This window comes from Argonema galeatum A003/A1 (assembly GCF_023333595.1).
GTDB lineage: Bacteria > Cyanobacteriota > Cyanobacteriia > Cyanobacteriales > Aerosakkonemataceae > Argonema > Argonema galeatum.
The window spans coordinates 118,271-138,655 of record NZ_JAIQZM010000008.1 but is presented as its reverse complement, the minus strand read 5'-3'; the positions used below and the strand labels follow the sequence as shown (position 1 = coordinate 138,655).

The 20,385-nt window shown below is 45.5% G+C and carries 21 protein-coding genes; 11 read left to right on the top strand and 10 right to left on the bottom strand.

Annotated features, from left to right (window positions below; all coding sequences use genetic code 11):
- The first annotated feature begins 18 nt into the window (after positions 1 to 18).
- From ntrB to LAY41_RS11135, 5 genes are all read left to right on the top strand, one after another.
- On the top strand, positions 19 to 867 hold the full coding sequence (gene ntrB / locus LAY41_RS11155) for a nitrate ABC transporter permease (RefSeq protein WP_249097364.1): 849 nt from the start codon (positions 19 to 21) through the stop codon (positions 865 to 867).
- A gap of 167 nt (positions 868 to 1,034) precedes the next feature.
- Complete coding sequence (locus tag LAY41_RS11150; RefSeq protein ID WP_249097362.1) at positions 1,035 to 2,465, top strand: ABC transporter substrate-binding protein; 1,431 nt, start codon at positions 1,035 to 1,037, stop codon at positions 2,463 to 2,465.
- 243 nt (positions 2,466 to 2,708) lie between these two features.
- The gene (locus tag LAY41_RS11145) at positions 2,709 to 3,548 is read left to right on the top strand and encodes an ABC transporter ATP-binding protein (protein ID WP_249097358.1); all 840 of its coding nucleotides are present in this window, start codon (positions 2,709 to 2,711) and stop codon (positions 3,546 to 3,548) included.
- Positions 3,549 to 4,218: 670 nt separating this feature from the next.
- The gene (locus tag LAY41_RS11140) at positions 4,219 to 7,362 is read left to right on the top strand and encodes an MFS transporter (RefSeq protein WP_249097354.1); all 3,144 of its coding nucleotides are present in this window, start codon (positions 4,219 to 4,221) and stop codon (positions 7,360 to 7,362) included.
- Between the two features lie 443 nt (positions 7,363 to 7,805).
- A complete protein-coding gene (locus tag LAY41_RS11135; protein ID WP_249097352.1) occupies positions 7,806 to 8,543 on the top strand; it encodes a Uma2 family endonuclease in 738 nt (245 codons plus the stop codon).
- A gap of 161 nt (positions 8,544 to 8,704) precedes the next feature.
- On the opposite strand, the gene LAY41_RS11130 is transcribed toward LAY41_RS11135, so the two are convergent.
- The 7 genes from LAY41_RS11130 to LAY41_RS11100 all read right to left on the bottom strand — a co-directional run bounded on the left by LAY41_RS11130 (position 8,705) and on the right by LAY41_RS11100 (position 12,035).
- On the bottom strand, positions 8,705 to 8,848 hold the full coding sequence (locus tag LAY41_RS11130) for a hypothetical protein (RefSeq protein ID WP_249097350.1): 144 nt from the start codon (positions 8,846 to 8,848) through the stop codon (positions 8,705 to 8,707).
- Positions 8,849 to 8,914: 66 nt separating this feature from the next.
- Entirely contained in the window at positions 8,915 to 9,118 is a 204-nt protein-coding gene (locus LAY41_RS11125) for a hypothetical protein (protein ID WP_249097348.1), read from the bottom strand.
- Positions 9,119 to 9,329: 211 nt separating this feature from the next.
- Positions 9,330 to 9,875, bottom strand: a complete 546-nt coding sequence (locus LAY41_RS11120; RefSeq protein WP_249097346.1) for a DUF2968 domain-containing protein — start codon at positions 9,873 to 9,875, stop codon at positions 9,330 to 9,332.
- A gap of 110 nt (positions 9,876 to 9,985) precedes the next feature.
- A complete protein-coding gene (locus LAY41_RS11115) occupies positions 9,986 to 10,621 on the bottom strand; it encodes a hypothetical protein (protein ID WP_249097344.1) in 636 nt (211 codons plus the stop codon).
- Between the two features lie 48 nt (positions 10,622 to 10,669).
- Complete coding sequence (locus LAY41_RS11110) at positions 10,670 to 11,077, bottom strand: hypothetical protein (RefSeq protein ID WP_249097342.1); 408 nt, start codon at positions 11,075 to 11,077, stop codon at positions 10,670 to 10,672.
- 32 nt (positions 11,078 to 11,109) lie between these two features.
- Positions 11,110 to 11,466: a hypothetical protein gene (locus LAY41_RS11105; protein ID WP_249097340.1), complete on the bottom strand. Its 357-nt coding sequence runs from the start codon at positions 11,464 to 11,466 to the stop codon at positions 11,110 to 11,112.
- 191 nt (positions 11,467 to 11,657) lie between these two features.
- On the bottom strand, positions 11,658 to 12,035 hold the full coding sequence (locus LAY41_RS11100; protein ID WP_249097338.1) for a hypothetical protein: 378 nt from the start codon (positions 12,033 to 12,035) through the stop codon (positions 11,658 to 11,660).
- A gap of 435 nt (positions 12,036 to 12,470) precedes the next feature.
- Here LAY41_RS11100 and LAY41_RS11095 point away from each other — a divergent pair, with 435 nt between their 5' ends.
- Entirely contained in the window at positions 12,471 to 12,698 is a 228-nt protein-coding gene (locus tag LAY41_RS11095; RefSeq protein WP_249097337.1) for a hypothetical protein, read from the top strand.
- Positions 12,695 to 12,976 (top strand): type II toxin-antitoxin system RelE/ParE family toxin, encoded by a 282-nt coding sequence (locus tag LAY41_RS11090; protein WP_249097334.1) that lies wholly within the window; start codon positions 12,695 to 12,697, stop codon positions 12,974 to 12,976. The genes LAY41_RS11095 and LAY41_RS11090 overlap by 4 nt, the downstream gene beginning before the upstream one ends.
- Positions 12,977 to 13,039: 63 nt before the next feature.
- On the opposite strand, the gene LAY41_RS11085 is transcribed toward LAY41_RS11090, so the two are convergent.
- Together LAY41_RS11085 and LAY41_RS11080 are read right to left on the bottom strand one after the other, a co-directional pair.
- On the bottom strand, positions 13,040 to 13,273 hold the full coding sequence (locus LAY41_RS11085) for a type II toxin-antitoxin system HicB family antitoxin (protein ID WP_249097330.1): 234 nt from the start codon (positions 13,271 to 13,273) through the stop codon (positions 13,040 to 13,042).
- Positions 13,273 to 13,509 carry a type II toxin-antitoxin system HicA family toxin gene (locus LAY41_RS11080; RefSeq protein WP_249097328.1) on the bottom strand — a complete coding sequence of 79 codons (237 nt, stop codon included), beginning with the start codon at positions 13,507 to 13,509 and terminating at the stop codon, positions 13,273 to 13,275. The genes LAY41_RS11085 and LAY41_RS11080 overlap by 1 nt, the downstream gene beginning before the upstream one ends.
- 44 nt (positions 13,510 to 13,553) lie before the next feature.
- Between LAY41_RS11080 and LAY41_RS11075 the strand changes: the two genes are divergently transcribed.
- The 3 genes from LAY41_RS11075 to LAY41_RS11065 all read left to right on the top strand — a co-directional run bounded on the left by LAY41_RS11075 (position 13,554) and on the right by LAY41_RS11065 (position 17,815).
- Entirely contained in the window at positions 13,554 to 14,270 is a 717-nt protein-coding gene (locus LAY41_RS11075; RefSeq protein ID WP_249097325.1) for a Uma2 family endonuclease, read from the top strand.
- A 29-nt stretch (positions 14,271 to 14,299) separates the two neighbouring features.
- Positions 14,300 to 15,649 (top strand): arsenic transporter, encoded by a 1,350-nt coding sequence (locus LAY41_RS11070; protein WP_249097322.1) that lies wholly within the window; start codon positions 14,300 to 14,302, stop codon positions 15,647 to 15,649.
- 231 nt (positions 15,650 to 15,880) lie between these two features.
- Positions 15,881 to 17,815 (top strand): ATP-binding protein, encoded by a 1,935-nt coding sequence (locus LAY41_RS11065; RefSeq protein WP_249097319.1) that lies wholly within the window; start codon positions 15,881 to 15,883, stop codon positions 17,813 to 17,815.
- Positions 17,816 to 18,009: 194 nt separating this feature from the next.
- Here the strand turns inward: LAY41_RS11065 and LAY41_RS11060 are convergent, their stop codons facing one another.
- Positions 18,010 to 18,273, bottom strand: a complete 264-nt coding sequence (locus LAY41_RS11060; protein ID WP_249097318.1) for a con-10 family general stress protein — start codon at positions 18,271 to 18,273, stop codon at positions 18,010 to 18,012.
- A gap of 575 nt (positions 18,274 to 18,848) precedes the next feature.
- On the opposite strand from LAY41_RS11060, the gene LAY41_RS11055 reads away from it, so the two are divergent.
- Entirely contained in the window at positions 18,849 to 20,024 is a 1,176-nt protein-coding gene (locus LAY41_RS11055; protein ID WP_249097316.1) for a PAS domain S-box protein, read from the top strand.
- Positions 20,025 to 20,385: the final 361 nt, after the last annotated feature.

The window sequence follows — 20,385 nt, the reverse complement described above, 5'->3', positions numbered from 1 at the left end:
GCGCCTGACCTGACACTTATGGCTATTCAATTGAATCTGTCTGCGATCGCGGTTGCCGGACAGGCAGCTTGGAGACGCGCTAAACCTGTTGTTCTCCGGGATGTCGTCATATTGCCTGCGATCGGTTTCTTGGGGATTATTGTCCTGTGGTGGATTGTTGCCCTTGCCAATCACGAATTGATGCCTACCCCGCCAGAAGCGCTGGTTGCTAATCTCGATTACATACTAAACCCGTTTTATGAACGCGGCCCAGGTAATTTGGGGATTGGTTGGTTATTGCTGGCAAGTCTAAGACGGGTATTGCTGGGATTTCTTTTGGGTGCTGTCGTAGCAATTCCTTTAGGGTTTCTGATTGGGATGTCCAGACCCGCTATGTTAGCGCTTAATCCCATCATTCAGATTTTTAAACCCGTATCGCCCCTAGCTTGGCTTCCCATCGCTTTAGCCATCTTCAACTTGGCAGAACCATCGGCTATTTTTGTTATCTTCATCACATCTTTGTGGCCGACGATTATTAATACCGCTTTGGGCGTTTCTAGCGTTTCCAAGGATTATATAGATGTGGCAAAGGTGCTGGAAATGCCACGTTGGCGACAAATTACCAAGATTATTTGGCCAGCAAGTTTACCCTACATCTTTACAGGTTTGCGAATCAGTTTAGGGATTGCTTGGTTGGTAATTGTTGCGGTAGAAATGCTGACGGGCGGTATTGGTATCGGCTTTTTCGTCTGGGATGAATGGAGCCGTTTAAACCTGAGTTCCGTGTTTTTAGCAGTGCTGGTGATTGGCTTAACAGGGTTGCTGCTTGACTGGGCTGTTGGCAAAGTTGAGGAATTGGTAACTCACCGTCCTAGAACTTCAAATTAGTCAGTGGTCAGTGGTCAGTGGTCAGTGGTCAGTGGTCAGTGGTCAGTGGTCAGTGGTCAATGGTCAGTGGTCAGTGGTCAGTGGTCAATGGTCAGTGGTCAGTGGTCATTGAAAAAACGCCAAATGACTGATGACAAATAACAATTATCAATCGGTGGAGTTGATCTATGAGTAACACCGACAATAACTATTGGAATCGGCGAGATTTTCTGTTGGGAATGGGCGCGGCGGCGGCTGGAATGGCGCTATCGTCCTGTGGAATTTCAGGCGATCGCTCTGCTAAAGGACTCACCCCAGAAGCCTTAGCAGTCAAACCTGTTGTAGATCCGGACACATTGGAAAAACGAGATATCACCGTCGGGTACGTTCCCGTTAACGACTGTGCGCCATTTGCGATCGCCTGGAAAAAAGGTTTCTTCCGCAAATACGGTTTAAACGTCACACTCAACCGCGAAGCTAGTTGGGCCACCTCCCGCGACGGCATCATTTTTGGACGCCTCGACGCCTCACCCGTCGTATCCGGTGCCGTCACCAACGCCAGAATAGGAGCCGAAGGCGCACGCCACGCCCCCCTGTGTGCGGCGATGACAATTCACCGCCACGGTAACGCCATGACAATGAACCGGGCGATGTGGGATTTTGGGTTGCGTCCCTGGCGGGAATACAACGGCGATTTGGAAGCGTTTGGAAGAGATTTCCGAAACTACTTTGACAAGCAACCAGCAGAGGGAAAAGTTTGGGCGGTAGTGCTGAGTTCCGCGATTTACGAATACTTTGTCCGCTACTTATCTGCTGCTGCTGGTGTCGATCCTTTCAAAGAATTTCGCATCATTATCATTCCCCCGCCGCAGATGGTGACTAATGTGCGAATTGGCGCAATGCAAGCTTACATGGTGGCAGAACCTTGGAACACGCGGGCAATCAAAGGTAATGAGGGAGTTGGTTTTACCTTCGCTCAAGGCAGAGAAATTTGGGAAGGACATCCCGATCGACTTTTGGGTGTAATGGAAACTTTCATCAATAATTATCCCAAAACTTATCGTTCTCTGGTGAAAGCAATGATTGAAGCTTGCCAGTATTGCAGCAAACCCGAAAATCGCCAAGAAGTAGCCGAATTAATTACAGAGCGATCTTTTACAGGCGCAAAACCAAAGCAAGGGCCGATCGATAAGTTTACGCGACCGGCAATCGTCGGCGAATACAACTATGGCGGCTTTGATGATAAAGAGCGCATTCTCAATTCATCTGAAACAACTCTTTTCTTTGATTTACCTCCCAATCTTGGCAGAGTGCCGGGAGACCACTCAACATTTATGTGGCAGTCGGAAAGTATCTGGTTAATGACTCAAGCAGCTCGGTGGGGACAAATTAAAGAAATTCCCAAAAATGCCGAAGAATTGGCTCGTAAAGCTTGGAAAACCGATCTCTATCGCGAGATAGCTACAGAAATGGGCATTCAATGTCCCAATGAAAATTACAAAGTTGAACCGGCTGAAGTATTCATAGACAAAAAATCTTTCGATCCCAGCGATCCTGTCGGCTATCTCAACAGTTTTCAAATCAGGGCAAATGCTCCGAATCGCTTTTTCATGTCTTAAGTAGGTGGGCATAATTAAACGTAAAACTGCCAGGCACCTTAGAAACCCGGTTTCTTGGAGAAACCCGGTTTCTTGGAGAAACCCGGTTTCTGGGAGAGGTTTCTGGGAGAGGTTTCTGGGAGAGGTTTCTTGGAGAAACCCGGTTTCTTGGAGAAACCCGGTTTCTGGGAATTAAGTTTATTTACGCCCACCTACTTAATAACTTTTTTGTCTACTAACTCAAAACCATTCTAGGAGTATAAAATGACTAAATACACTTCTGTGTCAAGCAATGCCGATCAACATTCTATCCGTCGCCCTGGATTTCTGGAAATTAGCAATATAGTCAAGTCTTACCGCACTGCTGATGGGGGTGAGTTTGTCGTTCTCAATGGTATCGATCTTACTGTCGGTGAAGATGAATATATTTCTGTCATCGGTCACTCCGGCTGCGGTAAATCAACCTTGCTCAAAATTGTGGCTGGTTTGGAAAAACCGACTTCTGGAGGGGTTTGGCTGGATGGAAGAGAAGTTCGCAAACCAGGGAGCGATCGCATGATGGTATTTCAACATTATGGGCTGCTACCGTGGTTAACCGTGCGCGAAAATATTCGGCTGGCTGTGGATGAAGTGCTAGAAAATACTAGCCGTGCCGAAAAGATTGGCATTGTTAACGAACACCTGGCAATGGTAAATTTAAATGCGGCGGCTGATAAGTATCCCGATGAAATTTCTGGCGGTATGAAACAGCGAGTTGGCATTGCTAGAGCCTTAGCAATTCGACCGAAAATGTTGTTGATGGATGAACCTTTTGGGGCGCTCGATGCACTGACTCGCGGTAAATTGCAGCGACAGGTACTTGATATTTGGGAAAGTCACAAGCAAGCTGTGATGATGATTACCCACGATGTGGACGAAGCGATTTATATGTCAGATAGAATAGTGCTGATGACTAATGGCCCTGCCGCTACAATAGGAGAGATTTTGGAGGTGCCTTTTGAGCATCCGCGCGATCGGGCCGCTATGCGAAACTCCAAAGAGTATTATGAACTACGCGATCGCGCTCTGAATTTCCTGGATCGGTATTTTACCCAAGACGAGTAGATTAATAACCTTACTCCATAGAAACAACATTCTCCCGAAATAATTCCTTCGAGCAAGCAGATAGTATTTTATGGCAAGCACGTTGTCTATTTGAGGAATAGCGCGTGTTCTTATTCTTATCTGCGTTAATCTGCGTGTATCTGTCTACATCTGCGGTAAAATTTTAACCAACGATGACAACAGAGAATTTCACGATATCACTCATGTACTAACGATGCAACCGGACAGTATATATACTCCGCACGGGCACAAACTGTTATTTTTGATTTGTAGGGGCGAACGCGAGTGCGTGCCGTAGGCATTAGCATTGCGGTAAATATCTTTGGGTTCAACCAACAAATTAATACGGTCATGCTTCGCCCCTACTGCTGGGTTAAAAAAGCTCGTTCTGTGACCGTGCTGAGTATAACTCAGTGAAGAGGAATGTTGGCAATGCAGTCAATATTAGCTTTACAAATTACCTAGTTCACTTGAGAATGGGGAGTGCGATCGCGCCCCCCATTCTCCCTATCCAGCGTCAGATATAGATTTCAGACCTTGGAGGGATGTAAAAGAGTCTCAGATCCGGCGATTCTAAGCCAGAGGACGTTAGTTTTGCCGAAATATAGAGTTTATACTCGCATAATCTGATTATCTCGGCTGGCAAATAAGAAGGGATGAGGGAAATACTATGTTTCATATTGCGGGAGAAATGCTGGGATGGTACAGCCTGCCATTCTCGATAGCCCAGATGACTCCAGACGATCGCACCGTTACCACGCCAGCACAGGCAGCAGGTCTCTTTTCGGGGCCGCAATTTTTTGTGGTTTTGATTGCTGGGGTAGTGCTGGCTTTTGCCTTCCAACTGCTGTTAACAAACCTCTCCGTAGCTGCCGGTATTTCATACATGGGACACAGCTCGGATGATAATAATGACGATGATGAGAGCGGTAGCTTCGGTGGCACGATTCGTAAAATTGGCAAGGCAGTCGGGATTTGGACTCTAGTCACCGTCACTATAGCCTTATTCTTTGCCTGCTTTCTAGCAGTGAATCTAAGCCTCCTGAGCCCTGTTGATATGGGTTTGGGTGCTATTCTGGGTTTGGTGATCTGGGGGGCGTACTTCTCCCTACTGGTTTGGGTGAGTTCGACGACGGTGGGTTCCCTGATCGGTTCGGTTGTAAATACGGCAACTTCCGGCTTTCAAGCGATTTTGGGAACGGCAACCGCCGCTTTGGGCGCTAAAGCTGTTAACAGTCAGGTGGTTGCCACTGCCGAAGCTGCTGCCGCCGCAGTGGGTCGGCAACTCGGTTCCGCGATCGATCCTACGAGTATGCGGGAAACTCTTGAGGATTATTTGGAGAGCCTGCGTCCGCCAGAGTTAGATGTGCAAGGGGTACGCCGGGAATTTGAAAAGCTGCTGAATAACTCCGAACTCAAAGCGATCGCACCCGATAACCTCCGCAACATCAATCGTCAGACATTTTTGGACTTGGTGAGCAGCAACACCAATATCTCCAAACGCGATGTAAATCGGATCGCAGACCAGCTGGAAGACGCCTGGAAGCAAGTCACCAGCAAGGGGCCGCAGGGCGACGTGATGGGCGAATTGCTCAACTATCTCAAGTCTGCACAAGCCAAGGAATTGAAGTCGCCTGAGTTAAATACTAAACTCGACCAGCTGATTGCAGAAATGCGCTCGTCGCGTCAGGTAACTCAAGATCAAACAGAGAAAACTCCCGGTTTGATGGATCAAGCACGGCAGATGGCTATGACCGCAATTACGGGCGTAGTTATGGGAAGAGCCGATCTTTCGGATCTCGATGTTCACAGTATCCTGAATCGGCTGCAACAGTTTAGAGAGCAATTGGCATCTGGAACAGATAAACTCACGGCTCAGGTGTCCGATAAAATACCAGCGTTACCGGGTACTCCCAATACCATTCGGCTGGATGTGGAAAATTATCTGCTGAATACTTATCCCTGGCACTTGAACCGGGAAACGATTAAGCAAGAATTCAAACAGGTAATCTACGACCCGGAAGCAGACCCGGTAACTGTTAGCCGACAGTTGGAGCAACTAAAGCGATCGAATTTCGCGGATTTGCTTCAGTCGCGGGGTCTCCTTACCCAAGATAAAATCAACGAAATTGCCGACCAACTAGAAGAAATTCGGCTGGATGTTTTAAACGCGGTTCAATATAGGGAGAAGGAAGAAAAATCGCAGGATCTTCGCACGCGAGTAGAAAATTACCTGCGCGACACGAGAAAAGAAGACCTGAATCCAGAAAGCATTAAGGGCGATTTCAAAGCTCTGTTGTCAGATGCAGATACTGGATATGAAGAATTGCGCGATCGCATCTCCCAATTTGACCGCAACACCTTGGTGCAACTCCTCAGTCAGCGTCAAGACATCACTGCGGAGGAAGCAGATAGAATAGTTGGCAATCTGGAAGAAAACCGCGATCGTATCCTTACCGAAGCTAAAGGACTCCAAGACCGAGCCAAAGCTGAAGTAGAAGCGCTGTGGTTGAATTTAGAGTCTTACTTGCGTAACACTGGCAAGCAAGAACTCAATCCCGAAGGCATCAAGCGGGATATCAGCACCCTGCTGGATAACCCCACGGCGGGAATGCACCTGATTCGCTCGCGGCTGTCTCGCTTCGATCGCGATACGCTGGTTAAACTGCTCAGTCAGCGCCAAGACCTGAACGAGGAACAAGTCAATCAAGTCATCGATCAAGTCCAAAGCGCTTGGACTAACGTTGTCCATGCACCGCAAGCTGTGGTGGATAAAACTAAGGAACAGTACGATCGAGCTACAACCGCTATTACCGATTACCTGCGTAACACAGGCAAGGAAGAACTGAATCCCGAAGGCATCAAGCGGGATTTGGTTAGACTTTTCGATAACCCCAAAGAAGGCGCATTGGCGATACGCGGTCGGCTGTCTCAAGTCGATCGGGACACCCTGGTGAAACTGCTCAGTCAACGCAAAGACTTGAGTGAGGAGCAAGTTAATCAAGTTATCGATCAGGTGCAAGATACGATTCGCAGCATCGTGAAAGCGCCTCGCCGTTTTGCTCAAAGGACTCAAGCTACTGTGCGGGATTTCCAAACTACTTTGGAAGATTATCTGCGTAACACTGGCAAGGACGCTCTCAATCCAGAAGGCATTAAGCGCGATTTGTCTCTCGTGCTGAATGACCCCCGCACGGGCATGGAGAGTTTGGGCGATCGCCTCTCTCGCATAGACCGCGATACATTAATATCACTGCTATCCCAGCGCTCAGATATTTCTGAAGAAGAAGCCGCTCAGACTGTAGATCGAGTCCTCGCCGTCCGCGACCAGTTCGTCGAGCAAGTGCGGAGCATCCAGCGCGGTATCCAAGATGCTGTAGACGGCATTTTTGCCCAAATCCGCAACTACCTCAACTCCCTCGATCGGCCCGAACTTAACTACGATGGCATCAAGCGCGATGTCCGCCAGTTGTTTGATGACCCGCAAGCTGGGTTTGATTCCCTCCGATATCGCCTCGGTCAATTCAACCGCGACACCCTTGTGGCGATTATCAGTTCCCGCGAAGACATCTCAGAAGCTGACGCCAACCGACTGATCGACCAAATTGAAGTCGCACGCAATACTGTACTGCAACGTGCAGAACGCATCCAGCAGGAAGCGCAACGACGCATGGAAGATGTGAAGCGACAAGCAACCAAACAAGCCGAAGAAACTCGCAAAGCAGCAGAAATAGCAGCTTGGTGGCTCTTTGGTACAGCGCTTACTTCTGCCATAGCTTCGGCACTTGCTGGTGCGATCGCTGTAGCCACATAAAATGTAACAGATTTCTCCGCTAACCTCAGATCCAAGCCTCTCTAATCACAAAAACGAGAGGCTTTTTTATTTATAGTAATTCAAGTTGCTAGTTACTTGCTTTCTTGGTATGTTGTTGCGCTTTAGCGCTCTTACAGCGGCAGCCGCGTGAGCTACAATAAAATGATTTTCTTCATAGCGTAGGGGCGGGTTTGGCAAATAATTTGTGGCTAACCCACAAGAATCATCACAAAACCCGCCCTTACAACAAATTTGGCAGATAATTTGTGGCTAACCCACAAGAATCCGGGCAAAACCCACCCCTACAATTTACCAGTACCTACCCACTCGCAAGCCGCTGTATTACAACTGGGATAAGAGCGCGGCATCGCAACAACGTACCCAAGAAAGCGATCGCCCTTTCCCTTATCCACTAAAATAAAAATAAGATTAAAATTACCGATATGATCCAACAACTACCAACTGAAACCAAACCAACAGTCATCTACCCCGACAGCGACGGTCAACCAATGTCAGATAATACCAAACAATTTCGATGGATTGTTATTATCAAAGAAAACCTAGAAATCTTATTTGCCAATAACCCAGATGTATTTGTTGCAGGCGATCTGCTTTGGTATCCAGTTGAAGGCGACAACAAAACCCGCATAGCACCTGATGCAATGGTTGTTTTTGGCAGACCAAAAGGAGACAGAGGTTCCTACAAACAATGGGAGGAAAATAACATCTCTCCCCAGGTAGTGTTTGAAATTTTATCGCCAGGAAATCGACTCAAAGAGATGACCAAAAAACTCCTCGTTTATCAACAATATGGAGTTGAGGAATATTATATCTACGATCCAGATGAAGTGGAATTGACTGGTTTGATACGTTCTGAAAATCGATTAGAAGAGATTGAGGATATCAATGGTTGGATCAGTCCGCGATTGGGGATAAAATTTGAACTTACATCTGATACTCTAGAAATTTACCGTCCCGATGGACAGCGATTTCTTACCTCTATTGAACTCGATGGATTGAGGGAACAGGAACGCCAACGCGCTGAGGAAGAACGACAACGCGCTGAGGAAGAACGACAACGCGCTGAGGATGCGATCGAACAACTGGAAGAGGAGAGACAGCGATATCAAGCTTTAATAGCGCTGTTACGAGAAAAGGGGATTGACCCAGAACAATTGTAGGCGATTGATGATAGAAATTCGACAGAAACTGGGTTTCTAGCTCAATCGCCTTATCAAGCAGAATAGATTTTTTTACGCGCAGGTGCAATGGGAATTTCTTTGCCCTTTTCTTGATAATCTTCTTTCACCAATTCCCAAGCTTCTTTCAATTCCTCTAAAGCTTAAGAAACTCGCAAAGCAGCAGAAACAGCAGCTTGGTGGCTCTTTGGTACGGCGCTTACTTCTGCCATAGCTTCAGCAGTTGCTGGTGCGATCGCTGTAGCCACATAAAATATAACAGATTTCTCCGCTAACCTCAGATCCAAGCCTCTCTAATCACAAAAACGAGAGGCTTTTTTATGTTCCAGGTACGTTGTTGCGCTTTAGCGCTCTTATCCAGGTACGTTGTTGCGCTTTAGCGCTCTTACAGCGGCAGCGGCTGATGGTACAATAAAATGATTTTCTTCATAGCGTAGGCGCGGGTTTGGCAGATAAGTAGGTGGACGTATAGCAGCTTGCGAGTGGGTGAGGTACAGGCAACCTGTAGGGGCGGGTTTGGCAGATAATTTCTGGTTTTCAGACAAGAATAATGGCAAAACCCGCCCCTACGAACGCGCTATCAAAGAACTGATTTCACTGTACTTCACGCGGCTGCAAGCCGCTGTAAATAAACTGAACTCCCAGAAACCCGGTTTCTCCAAGAAACCGGGTTTCTAAGGGCCTGGCAGTTTTAGGTTTAATTATACCCACCTACTTCTAGCTATACCTCACCCACTCGCAAGGCGCTGTAAAGTCAGTTATCGCGAACTATTGCTGGGGATTTGACGATCGATCTGGCGGAGATTGTTGCACTCGCTGCAAACGCATTTCGGCTTCTTCTATTTGTTTCTGAATCAGTCTGAGTTGAGCTTCCGAAACTTGCCTTTGAGCTTCCAGGAGTTGCGTTTCTTTACGAATGTGTTCCATTCTAACGTTGTGGGAGTTGGTGCGTCCGGGTTGAAAAATTATGCCCATGTAAACTGTTAAGTTAGAACTATCGAGAGTGTTAACTCCGACTGAAAGATTGAGTCCCCAATCATTTTCTGTATTAACCGGGGTGTCTATAGGAACATTTAAGGGATAAATAAGTCGATCGGGGTATTCTGGGAAGTTATTTGAGAAGTTATTATTGTTGTTGTTTTGATTTGGCGAAGCATTGAGGAGGTTGTTATTTGAGTTATCTCCTATTCCCGGTGTAGTTGTTTGCGGTTGTGTAAGTGTTTGTTGAGCGCGAGTTGGTTTAGCGAATGCAATTTCTAAACCTAAAATTGCACAATATGTATAAACAAGTATCGCCGAGAATTTTTTCAACATGATCTACTCCTCCCACACGAGCTATTTCTGAAATAGAAGATAATAGCAAGTTGGCTTTCGCGCTAGGTCAAGCCAACCTGCTATTCTTTTGAACGAACGGCATCCGCGTGCTAATTAACATTCACTGTCAGGGTTTGATTCAGACTACCGCTACCTTGATTTTGCTGGGAAATTCTGGTGTTGGAGCCTACAAATTCGATCCGAACCGAGCTGCTTGCTGGTCTGTAAGTACCAGAAATCTCAATAGTATTGCTTCCCCTGGAAAGACGGGGTGAAAGGTTAATCTCGGTTCGGTTATTTCTCAGTCTTTGTACAACTGCACCATTTAGCCTAACTTCTCCGTTTAACCGAGCGCCTGCGGTAGCGGTGCTGACTCTGAGAGTGTACGGTCGTCTGAGATTAGCCGAGCTAATATTAATGGTTGATTCCTGACTCTGGGTGGTGGTTATTTCTCCATTCGATCGCCCCGAATACGGCGTGCGCTGGCGCTGGATTGTGGTTTGCTGAGGTTGTTGAGGTTGAGATGAGTTAGTGCGAGGAGTTCTGGGTTGTCTGGTGGGACTATCCCAGTCGTTGCTGTCTCTGATGTTGACGCTCCGATCGCCCCTTTGAACGGAAACTCCGTTATTATTTATCTCGACAGAACTTTCGTCGGTTTGAACTGACATTTGGGCTAAGGTTATTGCAGAAGCACCGACTAGGGATGCGACAAACGCAGTAGCAAGAGTAAAGTGTTTGATTTTCATATGCTTGGTAAACCAATTGAATAGAAGAACTATTCCCGATCGCGGGTTTTATTGCCCCTGTATCCGATTCACTGGATTATTTGGGTCATCGGCTGGATTAAATACATCTGCTTTTGGGTTAACTCTCACTCGCACGGTGGGTGTGGTGACTCCAGTTCCGCCATCGCTTCCACCTTGTATTACTTGGTTTACTTCTCGTCTTTGGACTGCTGGAGCTGTACCGCCTTGTTGAAGTTGTTCGCCGGTGGTGGTGATAGAGTTTCCAGTACAAGGGCCTTGACTTTGCATATTTACGTTATTGGTGCGATCGGTCGGGCGACGGGAACCGCTTATGGTAGCTTGCTGTCCTACGTCGGTCATCACGCATTGTGCAGAAGCCATCCGAGTTGTGGAAGGTGCGATTAGACACGCGGAAAAAGATAGTAAGCCGATGGAAAATAATGAGGCAAATTTCATGACTTAATTCCTAGTTTTTGAAGTGGAACAATCTACCAGCAGTTACTTGTAAATACAGAACTGCTATTTCGGACAACGTTATCCTCGGCGATATCTATTTGAGTGCTTTGGATTTGGGTCGATCGGCTACAGTAGGTTTCGTCAGAAATATTTTGAGTGGAGCGATCGCGCACGTCATCCCAGTTTCGATCTGTATTTATTTGAATCGACGAGCTATTGGATCTAATGGTAGTTCTATTTCGACCCGTATCAAGCTCGATGTCTCCATCTTCAGATATTCTGGCTCTGACATTACCGGCTTCTACCTCTATGTCATCCGCTTTTACCCGGTTAGGTAATGATAGTAAAACTGCGATCGCACCAAACAATATTATCGTTTTGCGTATCATCACTACCAACCTCCTTTATATAGGTATAGAGAGAGTAGCAGGTGTATGCTCTCTCTCTAATTTTGATTAAACGGGCTATGGTTGGGTTTCGTTACCCTCAAATTTTGCATCAATATTAGTCATCAGTTTTATTCGCCTACCAAAGGCAAGGTATATACCAGAAAAGCTCCTGACTGATGACTGATGACGGATCAGTTACCCAAATTCACTCGGCGACGACCAGCGGGAGCGGCGTTCGTATCGCTTTGGTCAACATTCGTTTGTCGTTGGTTTGAGCGAACTTGATTACCTTTACCTTCAATATCGACATTATTGCGCTGTCTTTGGACGACACCATTGCTACCGCAGGGTTTCGACGCTTGGTTAACATTGGTCTGGGTGTTACCCACGTCAACACCGTTGCTGTCCCCCGTAAGTACTATGTTGGTTCTTTGCTTTTGAATGGTTGCAGCGTCGTTTGGGGTTGGGCAACCTGACTGTGCGGCTTGCTGTGCTTTGACCGGCAGGTAAGCAGATCCTAATGCGGCGATGCTGAAAAGACCTACGATCCAGATTCTTGGGTTTCTCACTTTAAGCTCCTAGCTTTCTCGCAATGAATATTTTCCGGCTTTGGATAGATGCTTTTACTGCTGCAAGGCAGTAACTCTTGTATAAGTTCACAATAACACTTTATAAAGTATATATAAAAAAAAGTTATATGTTGCTGAATCTTTATAAAGCCTTCATCTGGCCTTCATATTTCATTCTATCCTTGACAAAAAACGCAAGTTGTGGTATTAGTTTTTGGATAACAGTAGCTGTAGGGTGCGTCAGATCCCAGAATTTTGGAGACGATCGCTAATTTTATCGCTCTGACGGACCCTACTGAATGTAACTAGCGACTTGAGTTAGTAGATTAAAAAGTGCGATCGTTTCTATATCAAGAAAATACAAATTTTACTTGACATCTTCTGAAACTCGATCTAAAATTGAAGTTAATATTATATTAACTTCATATATAAACCATGATCGAACCAACTGTAAAAACATCAACTTTTCAGCAAGCAATTGACTTTATAGAAGCTTTATCCTTGGAAGACCAAGAGATCCTGATAGATATTATCCAGAAACGCATCAAAGAACAGAAAAGAAGACAACTATTGCAAGATATTGCCGAAGTTGAATCTGAGTATGCTGAAGGAAAGGTAAAATTTGGGACTGTGGATGATTTCTTGGCGGAGTTAGATAAGTGAAAAAAATAACTTGGACTCCTAAATCAATCCGCAATTTTAAGAGTTTAGTTCGTCGAAATCAACAACTACGACCCCTAATAGAGGAAATTTTACGAAGACTAGCGGAAGATCCATTTCACCCTAGTTTGCGTACTCATAAACTTCAAGGGGATTTATCTAATGTATGGTCTTGTTCCATTGACTATAGTTATCGTATTTTGTTTAAATTTGTCAAAAATTCTGATAATGAAGATGCAATTTTATTAATAAAAATTGGCGACCACGATGAAGTTTATTAGACTGAAGTTAGAAAACCGAAATAAACCCGGTTTCTTTTAGAAACCGGGTTTATAGCTCAATTATCAAGCCGAATAGATTTTTTTACGCGCAGGTGCAACAGGAATTTCTTTCCCCTTTTCTTGATAATCTTCTTTCACCAATTCCCAAGCTTCTTTCAATTCCTCCAAAGCTTGTTGAGGAGTATCACCGAAAGCGGAAATATTAGGAATTTCTTGCAAATGAGCAAGCCAATCTCCTTGTTCATCAACATATAAATTAATCGTAAAACCATCAAAGTTATAGTTATTAAAATCCATTATTCTTCTACCTCTTGATATTCAAAAAATTGCTGAATTTGATAGACTTTTGCTTTTCCATCTTTGCGCGGTTGAATCGGTAAAGGTTGACCTTTCGGTGAATACCATAACCGATCGCTACCTTTTTGGCGGCTAAACTTCCACCCATTTTGACTTAGGAGAGTTTCAACTTCATCAAAAGTCAGATTTTCTGGGCTATTTTTAGCTTTTTGCCATAGCTTTTCTTTTTTGCTCATAATATTATTATAATATCGAAATACCCAATTAGAGGAAAAGCAGTATGGTACAACAACTACCAACTGAAACCAAACCAACAGTCATCTACTCCGACAGCGACGGTCAACCAATGTCAGACAACACCAAACAATTCCGCTGGATTGTCACTATCAAAGAAAACCTAGAAATCTTATTTGCCAATAATCCAGAGGTATTTGTTGCAGGCGACTTGCTCTGGTATCCAGTTGAAGGCGACAACAAAACCCGCATAGCACCTGATGCAATGGTTGTTTTTGGTAGGCCAAAAGGAGACAGAGGTTCCTACAAACAATGGGAGGAAAATAACATCCCTCCCCAGGTGGTGTTTGAAATTTTATCGCCGGGAAATCGACTCAAAGAGATGACCAAAAAACTCCTCGTTTATCAACAATATGGAGTTGAGGAATATTATATCTACGATCCAGATGAAGTGGAATTAACCGGATTGATAAGATCTGGGGATAGATTAGAAGAGATTGAGGAGATGAATGGTTGGATCAGTCCGAGATTGGGGATAAGATTTGAACTGACATCTGATACTCTCGAAATTTTTCGTCCCGATGGACAGCGATTTCTTACCTCTGTTGAACTCGATGGGTTGAGGGAACAGGAACGCCAACGCGCTGAGGAAGAACGACAACGCGCTGAGGATGCGATCGCACAACTGGAAGCAGAAAGACAGCGATATCAAGCTTTAATAGCACTGTTGCGAGAAAAAGGGATCGATCCAGAACAATTGTAGGCGATTAAAGTCATAAACCCGACAAAAAGATGGTTTTGCTCACAATACCGGCAGATATTAGTGCTGCACCGATCGCGATCGCAATTTTCCTGCTCACCCTCACCCTCGTCATCTGGCAACCGCGAGGATTGGGTATCGGCTTCAGCGCTTTGGGAGGAGCCCTCTTGGCTCTTGCTACCGGCGTCGTTACTTTAAAAGATATTCCAGAAGTTTGGCAAATTGTTTGGAATGCCACCTTCACCCTAGTGGCTCTAATTATCATTTCCCTCATTTTGGATGAAGCCGGTTTTTTCCGTTGGTTGGCGCTTCATGTCGCCCGGTGGGGCAGAGGTAGAGGTAAATTACTCTTCCCTTTAGTAATATTACTGGGAGCGGTTGTGACAGCTTTGTTTACCAACGATGGCACCGCCCTCATTCTCAACCCAATTGTCATAGAAATGCTGCTGGTGTTGGGCTTTGGTTCCCAAACTACCCTCGCATTTGTAATGGCGACAGGCTTTATCGCGGACACGACGAGTCTGCCGCTGACGGTGAGCAATTTAGTTAATATTATCAGCGCTGACTATTTCCATATTTCTTTTGGGGAGTATGCTTTGGTGATGGTGCCGGTGAATTTTGTTGCCGTTGCTGCCAGTTTGGGAGTTCTTTGGTTTTACTTTCATCGCTCTATCCCAGTTAGCTATTCTATTAACGATTTGGCATTACCGGGAAGCGTCATTCGCGATCACCTCGTCTTTCGTTGCAGCTTTATCGTTTTAGGGTTGCTTTTGTGCGGTTACTTCCTCGCCGAACCTCTGGGAGTGCCAGTTTCCTTAATTGCTGGTTTGGGTGCTTTGGGACTGCTGGCTTTAGCGGGACGCTGGTTTCACCCCCAAACCAAAGCGGTGATTCCCATCGGCCAGATTCTGCGGTCAGCGCCTTGGCAGGTGGTTGTGTTCAGTTTGGGGATGTATCTGGTTGTCACCGGACTGCGGAATGCGGGTTTAACTGCTATTCTCAGTCACAGTTTAGAGCAATTGTCGCAAAGAGGATTCTCTGTAGCTGCTCTAGGCATGGGGTTTCTGGCAACTTTACTATCTGCCGTGATGAACAATTTGCCTACAGTGCTGATTAATGCGATCGCAATTGAAGATGCCGCCGGTATTCACCCTCATATTCAACAAGCAATGGTGTACGCCAATGCGATCGGCTGCGATATTGGGGCCAAGATAACGCCCACTGGTAGCCTCTCTACCCTGTTGTGGCTGCACGTTCTCGATCGCAAGGGTATACGTATCCGCTGGAGCCAGTATCTTCGCATCAGCTTTATTCTTACCCTACCCGTTCTTTTTATAACACTCCTGAGCTTGGTGCTGTGGCTGACTCGGCTACTTGCCTGAAGAAAAGTCAAAAGTAAAAAAAAGAACATATATTCTTTTCTTTTTTTTGCCTTTTGCCTCGTTTTGCGATCTACATCGCGCCATCAGCCACGTAGGATCGCGGTAAACACTGACTTAGATCACAATTTGGTAACGAACTACATCACAAGATACTAGAGATTACCGTCACTCAAAGGCTCTTGAAAAAATCTCATACTAGATGTAATAAATCAGTAATTTCTCGGATGTGCTATGGAACTACTGCATGAAAGCGGTTTAATAAACGCTGAAAACTGGATAGAGCGACCAGAAAAAGTGCAGGAGAACCTGAATGCGCGCACGATAAATCTGGCACCTACCTACCGAAAATCAGAAAAAACAATTCCTCAGCAAGTGCGGATAGACGAAGTACCGCGTGAAACTATAATGTCTATTTGTCAGGCGTCTGGCAAGCAGGAAGGTAGCAAACCGAGACGCAGTTTGGATTCTACACTGCAAGAATTAACTTTTTACTCGCAAAGCATTGAATGTAACAGTCCCGCACAGGAAGCAGCCAAGCTTTTGAAAGCCAACTCTTTGCTTCCTGGCATCATCATCACCGATCGCGGTAAGTTTGCTGGGATGATTTCGCGACGGCGTTTTTTTGAGCAAATGAGCCGTCCTTTCGGCTGGGATTTATTTTCAAAACGACCTGTTTTGGCGCTGTATCGCTTTGTTCAGGCTGAAATTTTAATGTTTCCGAGCGATACTTCCATTGTGGCCGCAGCTAGGCAGTCTTTGCAGCGATCGCCAGATTTGCTCTACGAACCGATTATCGTGCAAGACGAGCAAGGAATTTCCAAAATGTTGGACATCCATCAGCTACTCTTAGCTCAATCGGAAATTCATGACTCGGTAGCTGAGGCACTCCGGCAAGCTGAAGCCAAATATCGCAGTATTTTTGAAAATGCCGTGGATGGCATCTTCCAATCAACTCCAGACGGGCGCTACCTCAGCGTTAACACATCGCTCGCACATCTCTATGGCTATGACTCGCCGCAGGAACTGATACAGAGTTTCACTGACATCGGACGGCAACTTTACGTTGACCCCAACCGGCGGGCTCAGTTCATTGCTACCATCGAAGAATACGAATCCGTATCCAAATTTGAGTCTCAGATTTATCGCAAAGACGGCAGCATTATCTGGATTTCCGAAAATGCCCGCGCCGTCCGAGACGCAGACGGTACTTTAGTTCATTACGAAGGTACTGCGGAAGATATCACCCAGTGCAAACTCGCAGAAGAAGCTTTGCGAGAATCGGAAATGCGATCGCGAAAACAAGCGGCTGAACTCGAACAAACTTTACACGCACTCCAAAAAACTCAAACTCAACTAATTCAGACCGAAAAAATGTCCAGTTTGGGGCAGTTGGTTGCTGGAGTTGCTCACGAAATTAACAATCCCGTCACCTGTATTTACAGCAACCTTCCTCACGCCAATCAATATATAGAAGATTTACTGAATCTCGTCAAGCTTTATGCTAAGCACTATCCCGAACCCCATGAGGAAATTGAAGATAAGGCGGAAGCGATCGATCTAGAGTTCCTGAGAGAAGATTTGCCCAAAATCATGTCTGCAATGCACCAAGGATCGGAACGCATTCGCGAAATTATTTTGTCACTGCGAAACTTCTCCCGTATGGATGAAAAGCAAATGAAGCCAGTTGACATTCATCAGGGAATTGATAGCACTCTCCTAATCTTGCACCATCGCATCAAAGGGACGGCAGGATATCCCGAAATTCAGATAATTAAAGAGTACGGCAAAGTGCCTCCGGTAAACTGCTATTTGGGACAAGTCAACCAAGTATTTATGAATCTACTTAGCAATGCAATTGATGCCCTGGAAATGGGTACAGGGAAAAATAACCAATTCCCAATTCCTACAATTTGGATTAGCACAGAAGTTGTAGATGATTTCGTAAGAATACATATTGCCGACAACGGGCCTGGGATGACTGAGGAAACCCACAGAAATATGTTTGAACCCTTCTTTACAACGAAACCCGCTGGCAAAGGCACTGGTCTTGGTTTGTCTATCAGTTGTCAGATTGTTGAAGAAAAACACGGTGGGAAATTAGAATGTACTTCCACTCCGGGGCAAGGCACAGAATTTACGATCGAAATTCCGATTCATGGAGCATAAGGCATCGGGCATGAGGGATCGGGCATGGGAAAAAGTTAGCGGGCTCTTTCGGAGTTGTTATGCTTTTGTTCAAAAAATAACATTCTTATGCCTCTGCTCCTCTGCTCCTCTGCTCTTCTGCTCCCCTACTTAAATAGCATAGTAAATACGGAAGAGCCGATTCCTGCAAGAAATTTCTCTCCCCTGCTCCCCTGCTACTCTGGATTCGACGCCAGGTCACTCGAATCGGTTCGATCGTTTTTGTGGCTGTGCTTACCACCTTCACGACCAATTTCAGCCATATGTTCGCGATCTTTGCTCACCGTTTGACCGCCCTTGCGACCAGCTTCTCTAGCCTCTTCAGGCGTGAACTCGTGGGCGGTTCCCTTTTGGTGTGCCGCTTGTCCTCCCTTGCTAGCGATTTCCCGTTGCTTCTCTTTGTCCATAGAAGCAAATCCACGCTTGCTTTTCTCTGCCATGATATTTCTCCTTGTGTGGCCAGCTTTTTTTACTATGCTCCTACAAGCTAAACCTGCTAAGTTTGCTTAATCTTCTGCCTGTAGAAAGAACCCACCCCAAAAGAGGAGCAGAGGCAGGGAAGCGCTGAATGTTCACATACTTTCACCTTTCCAGAAGTTTGCCTGTTTCGGCTTGTCAGCCCTGTTAAAAAAAGCACCGTCTGGAATTGATAAGCATATAATAGCGCAGCAAACCAACCCCAATCCTAGCAGAAACCCGGTTTCTTTGAGAAGTGTTGCGTAAGCGCTAAGCCGGTTTTGGCAACAAAGGTTTTAATGATAAAATTATCTTGATTGGATATTCATCCATCTAAAGAACGATTTGTAAATAATTGCTCTGCCAGCACCAATACAAAAAAACCATTAAGCAAAACCTTGTGAAATTATATTTTAATTTAATTGGTAGTAAATAGAAATCTGCTATATGATTCAAATGGGGTAGAAAAAATTACCGAAAAATCTTTCATAAGTTAGAGTAAAATTATAAGAAATATCTGTAGTTTTTGTTAAATCTGATTTAGTGTGAAATATTTGAGATGAATGTAGAAACCTTTGCTAAGCAGATAGAAGCAATCCACGGACGCTTGCATAAGTTGTACAAAGGCGCTAATGCAACAGCTTTGGCGCACCCAGATCTGCTGCCTGTAGCCTTCAAGGAACTCGGTACTGCCTCGGAAGCACTACAGATAGCTGTGGAGGAACTGTATCAGCAAAATGAGGAATTGCTAAGTACGCGATCGCAGATAGAAATACAACACCAGCGCTACATGGATCTGTTTGAGTTCGCACCAGATGCTTACGTGGTGACCGATGCACAGGGAAAAATTCGGGAAGCCAACCGCGCCGCTGCCTCACTGTTCAACCTCTCGCAAGACTACCTGGTCGGCAAACCGTTAATAGTATTTGTTGTGGAGTCAGAACGTTGGGCGTTTCGTTCCGAATTAAATCGCCAGCGCCACAAAGACCGGGTGCAGGAATTGGAAGTAGTAATGCAAGGGCGTGGGGGTCAGTCGTTTGATGCTTCTATTCGCGTAGCCCCTGCGATCGATCGCAGGGGCTACGCGATCGCCTTACGCTGGCTGATACGGGATATTTCCACGCAAAAGCGGACTTTGAGGATTATAGATACAACGGATTGCGATCCCATCTGCGATCGGCCTTTCCAGGTTTATACTAAGGGAGAAATTATTCCTCTCAACCCCCAATCTATTTGGCTAGTTTCTCAGGGGCTGGTTAAACTAACTACTATGAGTGAAAACGGCCACGAGGTACTGTTGGGGTTGGTAGGCCCGGATATGCCTTTTGGTTCCAGCTTAACCTCCTTATACACCTATCAAGCTACAGCCTTATCAAAGGATGTTCGCGTAGTATCCATCTCCTTGACAGAAATAGCAGGTTCGCCAAAGCTCGCTCAAGCTATTTTCTCTAAAATAAACCAGCGGCTAAGGCAGACGGAATCCCTTTTAGCCATTTCTGGACAGAGACGAGTCAAAGACCGCTTATACCAGATGTTGCTGCTATTGAAACACGAATTTGGCGAATCGGTAGCCCAAGGAACTCGTCTGAGCATTCGCCTGACTCATGAAGACTTGGCCAGTGCCTGCTGCACCACCAGGGTGACAATTACGCGGCTGCTGAGTAAGTTACAGCAACAGGGTAAGATTCTTTTTGACTCCAAATCCCACATAATCCTGAAAAATACTGAGTTTTAGAGGGGAAATGGGCAAATGATATTAGCCACAGTCAGATATGTTAGGACAGTATTGAACGCTCAAAGCAAGGCCGGGACTGTGTTTGTACGGCTTCCGTTGCACTTTGCTATACTACTGATGCCCGATCTCCTGGAAAGCGGTTGCCTTAGATCGACAATATACAAGCTAAAGCATCATCAGTGTTATAACTTTTATTAATAAATCTTGCTAAATTAAAAAATAAATATTAAAACAAATAAAGTATAAACTAGCTATAAAGATACAACTTTTTTTGATAGGACTTACGCATTCAGGCAGGGGTGCAGGGGTGTAAGGTCGCAGGAAAGAAGGTTTTCTCCGATCGAGCCACCGTTGAAATACG

Bases quoted from the DNA above. Each gene is read 5' to 3' on its own strand.
- LAY41_RS11095 (WP_249097337.1), top strand. From the start codon at position 12,471: ATGATCGAACCAACTGTAAAAACATCAACTTTTCAGCAAGCAATTGAC.
- LAY41_RS11115 (WP_249097344.1), bottom strand. From the start codon at position 10,621: ATGAAAATCAAACACTTTACTCTTGCTACTGCGTTTGTCGCATCCCTA.
- LAY41_RS11065 (WP_249097319.1), top strand. From the start codon at position 15,881: ATGGAACTACTGCATGAAAGCGGTTTAATAAACGCTGAAAACTGGATA.
- LAY41_RS11120 (WP_249097346.1), bottom strand. From the start codon at position 9,875: ATGTTGAAAAAATTCTCGGCGATACTTGTTTATACATATTGTGCAATT.
- LAY41_RS11110 (WP_249097342.1), bottom strand. From the start codon at position 11,077: ATGAAATTTGCCTCATTATTTTCCATCGGCTTACTATCTTTTTCCGCG.
- LAY41_RS11055 (WP_249097316.1), top strand. From the start codon at position 18,849: ATGAATGTAGAAACCTTTGCTAAGCAGATAGAAGCAATCCACGGACGC.
- LAY41_RS11135 (WP_249097352.1), top strand. From the start codon at position 7,806: ATGATCCAACAACTACCAACTGAAACCAAACCAACAGTCATCTACCCC.
- LAY41_RS11140 (WP_249097354.1), top strand. From the start codon at position 4,219: ATGTTTCATATTGCGGGAGAAATGCTGGGATGGTACAGCCTGCCATTC.
- LAY41_RS11145 (WP_249097358.1), top strand. From the start codon at position 2,709: ATGACTAAATACACTTCTGTGTCAAGCAATGCCGATCAACATTCTATC.
- LAY41_RS11060 (WP_249097318.1), bottom strand. From the start codon at position 18,273: ATGGCAGAGAAAAGCAAGCGTGGATTTGCTTCTATGGACAAAGAGAAG.
- LAY41_RS11070 (WP_249097322.1), top strand. From the start codon at position 14,300: ATGGTTTTGCTCACAATACCGGCAGATATTAGTGCTGCACCGATCGCG.
- LAY41_RS11105 (WP_249097340.1), bottom strand. From the start codon at position 11,466: ATGATACGCAAAACGATAATATTGTTTGGTGCGATCGCAGTTTTACTA.
- LAY41_RS11085 (WP_249097330.1), bottom strand. From the start codon at position 13,273: ATGGATTTTAATAACTATAACTTTGATGGTTTTACGATTAATTTATAT.
- LAY41_RS11150 (WP_249097362.1), top strand. From the start codon at position 1,035: ATGAGTAACACCGACAATAACTATTGGAATCGGCGAGATTTTCTGTTG.
- LAY41_RS11075 (WP_249097325.1), top strand. From the start codon at position 13,554: ATGGTACAACAACTACCAACTGAAACCAAACCAACAGTCATCTACTCC.
- LAY41_RS11080 (WP_249097328.1), bottom strand. From the start codon at position 13,509: ATGAGCAAAAAAGAAAAGCTATGGCAAAAAGCTAAAAATAGCCCAGAA.
- ntrB (WP_249097364.1), top strand. From the start codon at position 19: ATGGCTATTCAATTGAATCTGTCTGCGATCGCGGTTGCCGGACAGGCA.